The sequence below is a fragment of the Paenibacillus pinisoli genome (assembly GCF_003605435.1).
Taxonomy (GTDB): Bacteria; Bacillota; Bacilli; order Paenibacillales; family Paenibacillaceae; genus Pristimantibacillus; species Pristimantibacillus pinisoli.
In genome coordinates, this window is the sequence record NZ_QXQB01000009.1 from 58,555 (window position 1) to 71,435 (window position 12,881).

A 12,881-nucleotide genomic window follows, 5' to 3' on the forward strand; every position below is an offset into this window, starting at 1 on the left:
CCCGCCCATAGAAAAAAGACCGTATGCCCGGCATGATGCCGGACAAACGGTCTTCTTCGTTAAGCGATAAAGCAGAATTTATTCTGCTGCTTTCTCGTCATTAGCCGCGCCATCCGCTGGAGTCTCTGTTGGAGTCTCGGATGGTTCCGCGCCTTCACCCTCGCCCGTTCCTTCGCCTTCCTCGGACTTAGGCAGCGTGATCTTCAGCTCTTGCTTCGGCATCTCTTCCGTCATGAATTTCTCCATGTACGTATAAGCCGCCGCGCCTTTCACTTGGTTCTTCTCATCTTCAGTCAGCTTATCCAGCGTTTTGTCTTCACGCTTCTCAACTTTGATCACATGGTAGCCAAAATCCGTTTTGACCGGCTCGCCGATCACGCCGATTTCTTGCTCATACGTCGCGATTTTGAATGGCTCTACCCATTTGCTGCCCGCGTAGCCTTCATACAAGCCGCCTTTTTCCTTAGAGCCGGTGTCATCGGAATACTGCTTGGCCAGCTCAGTCCAGTCGCCGCCTGCATCCAGCTTCGCCTTTACTTCTTTGGCGCGGGCCAGAGCCTCTTCGTCCGTACGGAGCTCTTTTGTCTCTTGCGTATTCGGATCGGTCTCTGTCGTAGCAACCAGGATGTGGCGCACGTCGGACACCGCGAAGTCTGCTTTCATGGTTTCGAAGGCTTTCGCCATATCTTCATCTGTAACTTTGGAATTCATATGCACGACAGCCGCGGAGTTAAGCAGCAGGAACGTGGCAATGTCTGCGTCGGAGATTTTTTTCTTCTTCAGCTCTTCGGCAAAGGTCTTGTCCGAGTCCTTCAGCTCCTTGAAGCCTACCAATTGCTCGTCTACTTGCTTGCGTGCTTCCTTCAAGGAATCCTCCGATGCTTGAGCGCTCAGCAGCTTGAAGCTGACATATTGCTCCAGAAGCATCTCTTGGAATTGCGGCAGCTCAACGATCGATTCGTAAGCCGGCTGAGCCAGAACATAGACATCCAGATACTTTTTGAGTTCATCTTGCGTAACTTTGCCATCTTTGTAGGTTGCGACAACTTCGCCTTTGTCTACATTCTTGAACTGCAAGGAATGTTCGCCCTTCCCCTTGCCGCATGCCGCCAGCATCGTCATGACGAGCACCGCTGCAAGGACGAGCAGTGCGCTTCTGCGCCATGTCGATTTGCGTGTACTGTGAAACATGTTGAATCCCCTTTCAGATTATAAACTAGAGGTTGTTCAAAAAATCGTCTTCTGATCACGAAACAGCCAAGAAGCGTATTCGACACACGAATCTTGCGTTCGAAAACCCGACTTTTAGAACACGTACTATATAGAGGCTGTTCAATAGTCACTCCTGGTCACGAAGCATGACATGATGCCAACCGACTTTGAACATAAACTGTTATTATTGTATCAGAAAAGGAACCCGAAAAGCGAATCTGTCCTACGAGGTCGCATTTTGCAGCTCTTCTTTCTTAGGCAGCGCCTCGCTGAAGCCCTCCATGAACTTCTCCGACAAATGCAGCTTCTGCTCCATATTCAGCCCTTTCCCGCGCAGGAGAATAGTCGGCGGCGATTCTTGCTCTCCGCTTTGCTTGAAGCGGTTCTCCAGCTTCAGACAGAGCTGGTCCACCTTTTTGCGGGCGATACGGCTTCTCTTCGCCTCAGACAAACGGAAGATAAGGTCGTCACCCTTCTGGGTGATGGTCTCGATGCCATACTGGCTGCCATAAATCTTGAGCCTGGCCACAGACATCAGATTGCTGACCGCCTGAGGCAGATCTCCGAATCTGTCGATCAACTCGTCGATGAGATCGTCGCTTTCCTCGAACGTGCGAATGGCCGCCACTTTTTTGTAGATTTCGATTTTCTGTATGCTGTCGTAGATGTAGTCGGACGGCAGATACGCGTCGACGCTAATGTCGATCAGCGTGCTGACGGTCTTCTCCTCGACTACCTCTTCGCCTGTCATCTCTGCCTTGCGCTTCGCGATCTCCTCCGCCAGCATCTGCGAATACATATCGAAGCCGACGGACGCAATGAAGCCATGCTGCTCCGCCCCAAGCAGATTGCCGGCGCCGCGAATCGAAAGGTCGCGCATGGCGATCTTGAAGCCGGAGCCCAGCTCCGTAAATTCCTTGATGGATTGCAGGCGCTTCTCCGCCACTTCGGTCAGCACCTTGTCGCGCTGATAGGTGAAATAAGCGTAAGCAATGCGATTGGAACGTCCCACACGGCCTCTCAGCTGGTACAGCTGGGACAAGCCCATTTTGTCCGCGTCATGGACGATAAGCGTATTCACATTCGGAATATCGACGCCTGTCTCGATAATGCTCGTGCTGACGAGCACGTCGGATTCGCCGTCCAGGAAGTCCAGAATGGTCTTCTCCAGCTCCTGCTCGGACATCTGGCCGTGTCCGACCGTGACCTTCGCATCCGGCACAAGCGCATTGATCGCCTCGGCCATCTGATAGATGCCTTGAACCCTATTATACAAGTAGTAGACTTGCCCGCCTCTTGCAAGCTCGCGCTCGATTGCCTCGCGCACTAAAGCAGGGCTGTATTCCACGACATAGGTCTGAACCGGGAACCGGTTCTCCGGCGGCGTCTCGATGACTGACAGATCGCGTACCCCCAGCATGGACATATGCAGCGTGCGCGGAATCGGCGTCGCCGTCAGCGTAAGCACGTCCACATTCGTCTTCAGCTTCTTCAGCTTCTCCTTGTGGGACACGCCGAACCGCTGCTCCTCGTCCACAATAAGCAGGCCAAGCGACTTGAAGATAATATCCTGGGACAGCAGTCTATGCGTGCCGATGACGACATCGACAGTCCCGTTCTTCAGTCCCTTGATCGTCTCATTCTGCTCTTTGCGGGAGCGGAACCGGCTCAGCACCTGCACGTTGATCGGATAGCCGGAGAAGCGTTCGCGGAACGTCTCGTAATGCTGCTGCGCGAGAATGGTCGTCGGCACAAGCACCGCTACCTGCTTGCTCTCCATCGCCGCCTTGAACGCCGCGCGCACCGCTACTTCCGTCTTGCCATAACCTACGTCGCCGCACAGCAGACGGTCCATCGGCTGGCCCTTCTCCATATCTTTCTTAATCTCTTCAATCGCGCGAAGCTGATCTCTCGTCTCATCGTAAGGGAACATCGCTTCGAATTCCTGCTGATAGGATGTATCCTGTCCAAAGGCAAAGCCCGGCGTCGACTGGCGCTGCGCATACAGCTTGATCAGATCGTCGGCGATATCCTGCACGGACGCTCTTGCCTTGCTCTTCGCCTTCGTCCACTCCGCGCCGCCCAGCTTGCTGACCTTCGGCTCCTTCTCCTCGGACCCGACATACTTCTGGATCATATCGACCTGGTCGATCGGCACCGACAGCTTGTCGCCGCCGGAATACAGAATGTGCAGGTAATCGCGGTGAATGCCGCCAATCTCCAGCGTGCCGATGCCGACGTATTTGCCAATGCCGTGGTTATGGTGAACGACATAATCGCCAACCTTCAGCTCGGTATAGCTCTTGATCCGCTCGGCGTTGTCCATCTTCTTGTCGATACGCCGCTGCTTGCGCTGCTTCTGCGAGAACATCTCGCCTTCCGTAATGACAACCAGATGCGAGGAAGGCAGCTCAAAGCCTTGCTGAAGATTGCCCTCCAGCAGATTAGGCGGTTCTATCCCGTAATCATCCAGCACGCGGCGCATGCGGTCCATGCGTTCAGCATTGCCGGCCAGCATAATGACGTTCGCGCCGATCTTCTTCCAGCGCTCCATCTCAGACTTCAACACATTCATCTGTCCGTGGAAGTTTTGCATGGAACGGCTTGTCATATTAAGTATATTTTGCGGCTGGCTATGCGGAATCTGTCTTAAGAACAAGGATAAGAACAGCGTCGGGAACGGACGGTGGTGCAGAATCTCATCCGTCTCGCGCGCCAGCGTCAATCCAGGCAGCGACTTGCCGCTCTGCAGCAGATGAAGCGCCCACTCGCTCTCGTCCCGCTCCAGCTGCTTCGCCGTCTCGATGAGCCGCGTCGGCTCGTCAAGCACCAGCAGCGTATCGCTAGGCATATAATCCAGAATCGTCTGGCGCTCCGGATAAAGCAATGCAATATATTTATAGATTTCAGGAAAGTAGACTTGCTCTCTCAGCTTCTCCAGCTCGCTGCCCATCTCAGAACGCAGTCGGTCCTTCGCCGTACGGTCCGTCATCTTGTCGAGCTGCTTCTCAAGCAGGTCGGCAGCATGTCTGGCTGCTGCGGACATACGGGCGGCGTCTGCGATAATTTCTTGGCAAGGCGGAATCACATATGAATCCAGACGGTCCGAAGAACGCTGTTCTCCAGGATCGAAGGCTCGAATGGAGTCAATCTCGTCGCCGAACCACTCAATCCGGTACGCCTCCGAAGCTGTAAGCGGATAGAAATCAACGATGCCTCCGCGCACGCTCATCTCGCCGCGCGATTCTACGCGGTCCGCCCTTACGTAGCCGAGCGACGTCATCTGGAGCAGGAAGCCGTCCATGGGCAGCGTATCGCCGACTGCAACGCTAATCTGCGCCTCAGCCATGACACTGCTGATCGGCAGGTAACGCCGCACGCCGGAGAACGGCACGACAATAATCCCGCGATAGCCCTTGGACAGCTTGATCAGCACGTCCATGCGCTGCGCCAGCGTCTCGGGGCTCGAGATCGCCGCTTCGGCAGCCATCAGCTCATTCGCAGGATACAACATGACCTTATCGGGTGATAAACATTCTTGCAGATCCTCCGCTATCTTCTGAGCGGAGAACATATTATGCGTCACAACCAGCATCGGACGCTCTACCGCTTCTTCCAGCGCTGCGATCAACACTTGGCGGGAAGAGCCGGCGAGCCCGGATACCATCTGCTCACGCATCCCTTTGCGGATACCGGACAAGATTGACTGGACGTCCGAATCCGCGGCAAAAGCTTGAATTAGCGCTTTCAACGTTTGCGGCACCTCTTTTCTATACACAACCATGTTCGGCTAAAAATTTGATGTCATAGATTAGGGACTTGCAGCATTCCGTCAACCGATCATCCTCGCAAGCCGGTTAGCTTGGAAGCTTCAGCCCGGATTGATCTGCCCACGCAAAAACAGCTACATCCGGCCATAGGGCGGCATAGCTTGTTCTCGCAGTTACCTATCGGTTATTGAAGTGGGTTGCTGACCAGCAATAGATCAGGATTCGTAGTCAGCGCTTCATTGCAATAATCGCATACGACCTTGACCGTAACATCACCGTTCGAGTCATACGCTATTATATCGCTGCGCTCCTCGGGGGTCAAGAAATGGAAACCGAGCTGCTGCTCCGTCACCGACGGGCCGTCGATGGAGCCGATTGACGTCTTGCAATGCCTGCATATATAGTTTACAGCCATATGTATGCCTCCTGAAGAGTGGTTATACCCTTCAGTATGCCCCGCAAAGCCATAAATTAACGGATTACCGATTAAACTTTGCCATCGTTTCTTCGAACGGGGCCTTCAAGCCAAATTCTACGGCATCGCAAGCCTGCTCAATCATATGCGCCAGCTTGTCTCGCTCCGCCTTCGGGAAGTTCGCAAGCACGTAATCGGAGATGACGATGCCTGGCTGCGGACGTGAAATGCCCATCCGAATCCGGTGAAACGATTGCGTATTCAGATGCTGAATAAGCGACTTGATGCCGTTATGCCCGCCCGCGCTGCCTTGATAGCGCAGCCGCAGCTTCCCGACCTCGGTATCCAGATCATCATAGACAATAATGCCATCGGCAATATCCGCCTTATAGTAATCGAGGAAAGAACGCACCGCTTCCCCTGACAGATTCATATAGGTCATCGGCTTGATCAGCGCTACCTTCTGGCCGCCCACATTGCCTTCGCCAATAACCGCTCTATGCTTGCCCTGCGGCGTCAGCGCAATGCCCCAGCGCTTCGCCAGTTCATCTATCACCATAAAGCCGACATTGTGCCTCGTATCCTTATATTGAGCGCCAGGGTTACCCAGCCCAACAATCCATTTCATTTTAATCCTCCTCAAAGGTTTTCGGAGAAAACCTGCATCGTAAGCATAAGCTAAGGTTTTCGTAGCACCTCTATCTCGTACCTAATGTAGCATAATTAGCGCTATTTTGCGAAGAGTCGTGTTCCTAAACGCAAGCAAGCTGTCCTCCGTGGAGGACAGCTTGCAATCCTGTATCTATAGGTCCGCTTAAGTGCTTGTCGAGATTTCCTCGTGAACCGCATTGTCGGAACGCGACTCTGCTTCCTGCGCCTCCACATCCTGCGCTTCCTTCTCTTCTTCGCTCAGCTCTTTCTGTGGCGCCAGCACGGTGACGATCACAAGCTGGGAATCGGATTTGGCCTCTACGCCCTGAGGGAGCTTAAGATCGGAGACGAGAATGCTGTCGCCGATGCCTAGCTCGGATACATCAACCTCGATGGCATCAGGTATATTGCCTGGCAGGCATTGAACCTCCAGCTCATGGAGAATGACCGACAGAATTCCGCCCTCGCGCACGCCGGTGGAGTCGCCTGTCGCATCAATGCGGACGCTCGCCCGAACTTCCTCATCCATATTAATTTGGTGGAAATCAACATGCAGCAGCTTATGACTGAGCGAGTCGCGCTGTACATCGGCCACCATGACGGAATGCACACCGGATTCAGGTACAGTCAGCTCCAGCACTGCATTAGGGTTAGAACGCAGCAAAGATGACAATTCCTTCTCGCTAACGCTGACCGCAGCCGAAGACTGCAGTTTTTTGCCATATACGACGCCAGGCACCTGGCCGCTCATGCGCAGCTGGCGCAGATCGCCTTTAGTAACCCCGGCCCTTTGTTCTGCTTTTATTGCTATAGCCATATGGAACCCTCCTCGAAGAATTGGATTTCCATATCACTTTACCCACAACTACCAGAAATTAATCACATAAGTGCGTGTTCAAAACTACTCTTTGCGTTCTTTCTTCGCCTTCGCACGAGAGCGGATCTTGTCCGCGTAGCCCGGCTTATTAACCTGGCGCTCACGGGCAATCGCCAGATCGCCCTCAGGCACATCATGCGTAATCGTCGTGCCCGCCACCACATACGCGCCATTGCCGACCTTCACAGGCGCAATCAGATTGACGTTGCTGCCGATGAAGGCGCCGTCGCCAATCTCGGTGACCGCTTTGTTGAAGCCATCATAATTGACTGTTATGGCGCCGCAGCCAATATTAACATCCTTGCCGACCACAGCGTCGCCTACATAGCTCAGATGCGACACCTTGCTGCCGTCATCAAGCGATGCGTTCTTCAGCTCGACGAAATCGCCAACCTTGCAACCCCGGCCTAGCTTGGAGCCTGGACGAAGGTTCGCATACGGACCGACGGAGCTCTCTTCTCCAATAACCGATTCGGCGGCTGTCGAATATTTGATGCAGGCCCCGTTCTGAATAACAGTATCCACTACTTCCGCAGCCGGACCAATGACGCAGTCCTCGCCAATGACCGTTGCGCCGCGCAGTACCGTACCCGGGTAGATCACCGTGTCCGAACCGATCTGCACGCTGGCCTCAATATACGTATTTGCCGGATCAATAATCGTGACGCCGTTCAATAGATGCTTGCGGTTAATGCGCTCGCGCATATAACGCTCCGCTTCCGCCAGGGCAACGCGGTCATTGACGCCGATTGCTTCCGCCGTATCATCGGTGCAGAAGCCCTGAACGATCTCTCCCGCTTCCTTCAGCACGCCGATTACGTCCGTCAGATAGTATTCGCCTTGCGCATTGTCATTCGTCACCTTGCTTAGCGCGTCGAACAGCTTGCGGTTATCGAAGCAATACGTGCCGGTATTAATCTCTTGTACCGCAGCCTCTTCCGGCGAGCAATCCTTATGCTCCACGATCCGCTGCACCGTGCCGTCCTCTCCGCGGATAATACGTCCGTATCCCGCCGGATTCTCGAAGGAAGCCGATAGAATCGTAGCAGCCGCTCCGCTATCCGCATGCAGCTTCAGCATGGCATGGAGCGTAGATGCCTGCACAAGCGGCGTATCCCCGCAGATGACGATGGTTGTGCCCTCTTCCTTGCTTAGCAGCGGCGCAGCCTGCAGCACGGCATGGCCTGTTCCAAGCTGTTTCTCCTGCAGCACGTATTCCGCAGCGTCGCCCAAATGCGACTTCACCATCTCGGCGCCATGTCCGACCACGACTACCGTCCGCTCGCTGGACGCCTCCCTCACCGTATCGAGAACATGCCCTACCATCGGTTTTCCACTGACGGGATGAAGCACTTTATATAGTTTCGATTTCATCCGTTTGCCTTGACCGGCAGCCAGCACAATCGTCATTACTTTCATTTTTTCATTACCTCCCTATCGCCTAGCAATCCTCACTCGAATATAGCTCATATTGAAACAAAAGAAAAGAGAGCCGCGGCTCTCTTTTCCATACGATACCATTTTTGCAGAAGCCGAACAGCTCCGCTTTTATGCCCCTTCTTCAATCGCAACTTCATCAGCCGCGCGCTCATATTCTGCCAATACGGCAGCTTGAATCTTCTCACGAGTCGTGGAAGAAATCGGATGAGCGATATCACGGAATTCACCATCTGGAGTCCGCTTGCTAGGCATAGCTACAAACATACCATTATTACCATCAATAACACGAATATCGTGAACGACGAATTCGTTGTCAATGGTTATGGAAGCAATAGCCTTCATGCGACCTTCCGAGTTCACACGGCGGAGTCTGACATCAGTAATTTGCACTTGTGTTCACCACCTTTGCCTATCTGAGACTTGGTGTATACTTCCACGTTTTTGTGCCAATTCCTTCTGCATTTTTGGTAAAATGATACTCAATTTAAAATATTTTTTTTAGTATGCATTTTTTTCGTTTTCATTCGACATTTGTCGATGCAATCACTTCTATTTCGACAAGGACGTCCTTCGGAAGCCTTGCCACCTCTACAGCAGAGCGTGCCGGCTTATGGTCGCCAAAGTAGGATGCATAGATGCCGTTGACTGTCACAAATTGGTTCATATCTTTCATGAATACGGTTGCCTTCACCACGTCCTGGAACGTCGCTCCCGATGCTTCTAATACCGCTTTCAAATTACGGAACACCTGATGCGTCTGTTCCTCGATGCCGCCCTCTACCAGAGCGCCCGATGCATCCAGAGGAATCTGGCCGGACGTAAAGAGCAGCCCGCCCAGCTTGATCGCTTGCGAATAAGGACCGATTGCCGCCGGCGCTTCACTCGTCGAGATCACTTCAAGCTTCGGATTCGTTGACATGACCCTACCTGCCTCTCTAGCTTTTGAAATAATTGCCCGGAACAACTGTCGTCTGCTTCGTCTTCATATCTACGGCAGTAAGCTTGGCCAGTGAGATATAGTCTTCCAGCAGCCGCTCCTCCAGCTCGACCTCGCCGGATTCTACGAATACGCCGACTCCCGCAACCGTTGCCTTGAATTCATGCAGCAAGTCCATCATTCCCTGAATTGTACCGCCGGCCTTCATAAAGTCGTCGATAATGAGAACATGGGACTGCTCCTTCAGCGCTCTGCGCGCAAGCGACATCGTCTGGATGCGCTTGGTCGAGCCCGATACGTAATTGATGCTCACCGCGGAGCCTTCCGTCACCTTATTGTCCCTGCGGACAATAACCACCGGAATATTGAGGCAAGCCGCTGTCGCATATGCCAGCGGAATTCCTTTGGTCTCCACCGTCATAATGCAATCGATCTTGCGGCCTGAGAATGCCGTCGCGAACATGCGGCCAACATCGGCCAGCAGATCCGGCTGTCCCAGCATATCTGTCATATACAAATACCCGCCAGGGAGCACGCGGTCCGGCTGCTCCAGCTCCAGACAAATATTCTTCATAATATCAAGTGCGACGGACTCTCGCATCTGCGGCATATATCTCACGCCGCCGGCCGCGCCGGCCAGCGTCTGCAATTCGCCGATGCCCTCTTCCTCGAACACTTCTTTTATAATAGCCAAATCCTCGCTAATGGACGACTTCGCGGATTGATAGCGATCAGCAAATGCTGTCAGCGAAATTAACGTGTGGGGACGAGATAACAGATATTGCGTCATTTCTACCAATCTCGAGCTTCGCTTTAACTTCTTCATTTTGATCTCCCCCCCGCTAAATCCGAATAATATAAACCCAATATAACATTTTTATACGGATTCAATCAAGAAGAACGTCATCATTATGTAAGCATTCTTACCACGTATACTTCTTTGCAAAATCCGCGAAGGCCATTATAGATGCGAGGAAGCTTGGCTTCCTTCGATACCAGCCCGAATACGGTAGGTCCGCTGCCGGACATAAGCACTCCGTCTGCGCCAAGGCGAAGCATGCTTTCCTTCAATTGAAGCACTTCCGGATACATCTCCAGGGTGACGGTCTCCAGCACATTGCCAAGACCTGCGCACATGTCCTGGAAGGATCCTTGCGTCAGCGCCTCTCGCATTGCTGGAATGGATGGATGATGCTTCAGCTCATTGGCGCGCAGCCGCCCGTACACATCGGCGGTCGAGACGTTAATCGGCGGCTTCGCCAGAACGACCCAGCACTGCGGCGGCGGACCAATATGCTCCAGCTTCTCTCCCCTGCCCCGCGCGATCGCCGTGCCCCCTGTGACGCAGAATGGCACGTCGGAGCCAAGCTCCGCTCCAAGCTCGCACAGCTCGTCCTCCGATATGTTCAGATCCCACAGCCGATTCAGACCGCGAAGCGTAGCGGCAGCGTCGCTGCTGCCTCCTGCGAGTCCGGCGGCTACCGGTATCTTCTTGTCCAGATGAATATAGACGCCCTTTCTGACGTCATAACGTTCCTTGATCAGTCTTGCCGCCTGGAAGGCCAGGTTCTTCTCATCCAGCGGAATATAGCCGACTTGGCTCGATATAATAATCGTGTCGCGCGGCAGCTCCTCCATCTCCAGACGATCGGCCAGATCGACCATGGTCATGATCATTTCGACTTCATGATAGCCGTCTTCCCGTTTGCGAAGCACATCCAGCAGCAAATTAATTTTGGCTGGCGCTTTTTCATATATTTTCATCATGTTCACCCGTTCGTCTCTAAGCTTAGCTTAAGCCCCATTATAACAAAGGAATACAATAAAAGCTAAACCATGGCAACTGCTTCCTAGCAGTCGCCGAGGTTTAGCCTTTATGCGCCTTCATTATGGCTGCTGTGACTTTGACGCTGCCTGCTCCGCAAGCTGGATGGCACGCTTGACCATGTTGCCGGCATCCTTCGCTTTAATGCCGCCCCAGCCTTCCTGCTGGACGGTATCGTAGAATCCCAAGTCCTTGGCCAGCTCATACTTGAGCTGCTCGGACATGATACTGCGCCTTCTGCGTCCCATATCCATATCCCTCCGCTCATGGTTTGCCAGCTGATGCTGCAACTCAGCTTGACGAAGGTAGTATGTGTCCCCTACGGGCGATTATGCGCAAAAAAAAGCGCAGATTGCTCTGCGCCAGATGCCTTAACGGCCTTGTGAAACCTATGTCGATCTATTGTTGAAAAGCGATGCGTACTTGACCCTCATCATTGCACACGGTCACTTCCACGGATTCTGTCAGGATGTCCGCATAGCTGTAGGAGACGCGTTTGAAAGCGTGCTGTTCCTCATCCAGCTTGACAATGAACACAGAAGGGTAGATTTCTTCCAACGTACCGGTCCGTTCAATGGTCTTTCGGCGACCACCGTTTGCCCGAAGACGGATCTTGGATCCCACATGGGCTTCCAAGCTGCGTTTTATATCCAACAGCGCATTTTTTGCCATTGTCAGCTACCACCTCTTTCCTTGTCCATTATAACCAAAAAAAGAGGGTTTGTCAAATGAGGCAAAATATTATATCAGTCCAATATTTCTCTTGTCAACGGTGATTTCACCCATTTTTTTAAAAATGAGAAAATCTAAACAATAGTTTGTGCATTATTTCCTTGATTATACAATCCAATAGTCCTACGGGGCCGATGTCACCTTCGGCTTGGGCAAGCCAACGCGGTATCTTCCCATCGTCTCGATGCCGCCCACACCGTCAATACCGCTGATGGTGCCGTGAATGACATCCGGCAAATTAATCGCATCTCGTATGGATGTATAGCTGGCCTTGATGGCGATATAGACAGGGTCCAGCGCATGAATCAGGATGCGGCCCGGCGAACTGGCAAAGTTGGAGCCGGCCTGCAGCAGCGCCTCAAAATGCGATTGGCATGCGCCGGCTACGACGATGAGGCCGTCCCGGTTCTTCTCATACTCCCTGGCTACTCGCACTGCGTTCACGAAGTTCTGCGAATTCTTATAACTTGTAAGGCTGTAGATTTCATTCGGCGCACGGTTCTTGAGCACTCCGTCATGACCCGTAATGACAACGATGTCCGGCCTGATCTGAGGGAGCAGCCGGTACAGCACATCCGCCATCTGCGATTCATGAATATGAAGGCCATGTGCAGGCACATGCATCGTGTTGTACAGCTGCATGCTCTTCTTCAAGTAATTCCCGTCCCCATCCAGATGAAGCACCTTTCCGGGCACCTCAAAGTAATGGGCATTCTGCTGCTGCTCCTGGGCAAGCCTGATGGCTTCCTCGGTGTCATGCGTCTGCCGCTCTCTATCGGTCTGCATTTTCTTAAGCGATGCATTCACTTTAATTCGTACTTGCTGCACTGCGCGCGTAGACTCGGGATCGCGCACGACCGACAGATCTGGAATTGGCGCGTCCGCCAACAGACGGTAGTCCGTGCCCTTCAGGACGGCATGGTGAGTACGTACATCTTCGACACGGAACAACACGTCACCGCCGTACGATTTGCGGACGACCAGGTCTCCTTGGTTCATAGGTTAATCACCTCTTCGTCTAT

13 protein-coding genes are annotated in these 12,881 nt (G+C 53.0%); all 13 read right to left on the reverse strand.

The features are described from left to right. Nucleotides 1–78: 78 nt before the first annotated feature. Nucleotides 79–1,191, reverse strand: a complete 1,113-nt coding sequence (locus D3P09_RS26425; protein WP_120114441.1) for a peptidylprolyl isomerase — start codon at nucleotides 1,189–1,191, stop codon at nucleotides 79–81. Between the two features lie 244 nt (nucleotides 1,192–1,435). Then, nucleotides 1,436–4,996 (reverse strand): transcription-repair coupling factor, encoded by a 3,561-nt coding sequence (gene mfd, locus D3P09_RS26430; RefSeq protein WP_120114442.1) that lies wholly within the window; start codon nucleotides 4,994–4,996, stop codon nucleotides 1,436–1,438. A 170-nt stretch (nucleotides 4,997–5,166) separates the two neighbouring features. Continuing rightward, complete coding sequence (gene fin, locus D3P09_RS26435) at nucleotides 5,167–5,397, reverse strand: anti-sigma-F factor Fin (RefSeq protein ID WP_120114443.1); 231 nt, start codon at nucleotides 5,395–5,397, stop codon at nucleotides 5,167–5,169. Nucleotides 5,398–5,461: 64 nt separating this feature from the next. Next, the gene (pth, locus tag D3P09_RS26440) at nucleotides 5,462–6,025 is read right to left on the reverse strand and encodes an aminoacyl-tRNA hydrolase (protein ID WP_120114444.1); all 564 of its coding nucleotides are present in this window, start codon (nucleotides 6,023–6,025) and stop codon (nucleotides 5,462–5,464) included. A 186-nt stretch (nucleotides 6,026–6,211) separates the two neighbouring features. Then, nucleotides 6,212–6,865, reverse strand: coding sequence for a 50S ribosomal protein L25/general stress protein Ctc (locus D3P09_RS26445; protein WP_120114445.1), 654 nt, complete (start codon nucleotides 6,863–6,865; stop codon nucleotides 6,212–6,214). 84 nt (nucleotides 6,866–6,949) lie between these two features. Next, nucleotides 6,950–8,344, reverse strand: coding sequence for a bifunctional UDP-N-acetylglucosamine diphosphorylase/glucosamine-1-phosphate N-acetyltransferase GlmU (gene glmU / locus D3P09_RS26450; RefSeq protein ID WP_120114446.1), 1,395 nt, complete (start codon nucleotides 8,342–8,344; stop codon nucleotides 6,950–6,952). A 129-nt stretch (nucleotides 8,345–8,473) separates the two neighbouring features. Further along, the gene (gene spoVG, locus D3P09_RS26455; RefSeq protein ID WP_087571183.1) at nucleotides 8,474–8,755 is read right to left on the reverse strand and encodes a septation regulator SpoVG; all 282 of its coding nucleotides are present in this window, start codon (nucleotides 8,753–8,755) and stop codon (nucleotides 8,474–8,476) included. A gap of 130 nt (nucleotides 8,756–8,885) precedes the next feature. Beyond that, nucleotides 8,886–9,284 (reverse strand): RidA family protein, encoded by a 399-nt coding sequence (locus D3P09_RS26460; protein ID WP_120114447.1) that lies wholly within the window; start codon nucleotides 9,282–9,284, stop codon nucleotides 8,886–8,888. A 16-nt stretch (nucleotides 9,285–9,300) separates the two neighbouring features. Continuing rightward, nucleotides 9,301–10,128 carry a pur operon repressor gene (gene purR, locus D3P09_RS26465; protein ID WP_120114448.1) on the reverse strand — a complete coding sequence of 276 codons (828 nt, stop codon included), beginning with the start codon at nucleotides 10,126–10,128 and terminating at the stop codon, nucleotides 9,301–9,303. Nucleotides 10,129–10,211: 83 nt separating this feature from the next. Next, on the reverse strand, nucleotides 10,212–11,066 hold the full coding sequence (gene ispE, locus D3P09_RS26470; protein WP_120114466.1) for a 4-(cytidine 5'-diphospho)-2-C-methyl-D-erythritol kinase: 855 nt from the start codon (nucleotides 11,064–11,066) through the stop codon (nucleotides 10,212–10,214). Between the two features lie 123 nt (nucleotides 11,067–11,189). After that, nucleotides 11,190–11,375: a small, acid-soluble spore protein, alpha/beta type gene (locus tag D3P09_RS26475; RefSeq protein ID WP_120114449.1), complete on the reverse strand. Its 186-nt coding sequence runs from the start codon at nucleotides 11,373–11,375 to the stop codon at nucleotides 11,190–11,192. Nucleotides 11,376–11,526: 151 nt separating this feature from the next. After that, nucleotides 11,527–11,799: a biofilm formation stimulator Veg gene (gene veg, locus D3P09_RS26480; protein WP_116050072.1), complete on the reverse strand. Its 273-nt coding sequence runs from the start codon at nucleotides 11,797–11,799 to the stop codon at nucleotides 11,527–11,529. 183 nt (nucleotides 11,800–11,982) lie between these two features. Beyond that, entirely contained in the window at nucleotides 11,983–12,858 is an 876-nt protein-coding gene (gene yabG, locus D3P09_RS26485) for a sporulation peptidase YabG (protein ID WP_120114450.1), read from the reverse strand. Nucleotides 12,859–12,881 lie beyond the last annotated feature (23 nt).

Bases quoted from the DNA above. Each gene is read 5' to 3' on its own strand.
- purR (WP_120114448.1), bottom strand. From the start codon at position 10,128: ATGAAGAAGTTAAAGCGAAGCTCGAGATTGGTAGAAATGACGCAATAT.
- ispE (WP_120114466.1), bottom strand. From the start codon at position 11,066: ATGAAAATATATGAAAAAGCGCCAGCCAAAATTAATTTGCTGCTGGAT.
- D3P09_RS26445 (WP_120114445.1), bottom strand. From the start codon at position 6,865: ATGGCTATAGCAATAAAAGCAGAACAAAGGGCCGGGGTTACTAAAGGC.
- D3P09_RS26475 (WP_120114449.1), bottom strand. From the start codon at position 11,375: ATGGGACGCAGAAGGCGCAGTATCATGTCCGAGCAGCTCAAGTATGAG.
- D3P09_RS26460 (WP_120114447.1), bottom strand. From the start codon at position 9,284: ATGTCAACGAATCCGAAGCTTGAAGTGATCTCGACGAGTGAAGCGCCG.
- D3P09_RS26425 (WP_120114441.1), bottom strand. From the start codon at position 1,191: ATGTTTCACAGTACACGCAAATCGACATGGCGCAGAAGCGCACTGCTC.
- glmU (WP_120114446.1), bottom strand. From the start codon at position 8,344: ATGAAAGTAATGACGATTGTGCTGGCTGCCGGTCAAGGCAAACGGATG.
- mfd (WP_120114442.1), bottom strand. From the start codon at position 4,996: ATGGTTGTGTATAGAAAAGAGGTGCCGCAAACGTTGAAAGCGCTAATT.
- pth (WP_120114444.1), bottom strand. From the start codon at position 6,025: ATGAAATGGATTGTTGGGCTGGGTAACCCTGGCGCTCAATATAAGGAT.
- veg (WP_116050072.1), bottom strand. From the start codon at position 11,799: ATGGCAAAAAATGCGCTGTTGGATATAAAACGCAGCTTGGAAGCCCAT.
- fin (WP_120114443.1), bottom strand. From the start codon at position 5,397: ATGGCTGTAAACTATATATGCAGGCATTGCAAGACGTCAATCGGCTCC.
- yabG (WP_120114450.1), bottom strand. From the start codon at position 12,858: ATGAACCAAGGAGACCTGGTCGTCCGCAAATCGTACGGCGGTGACGTG.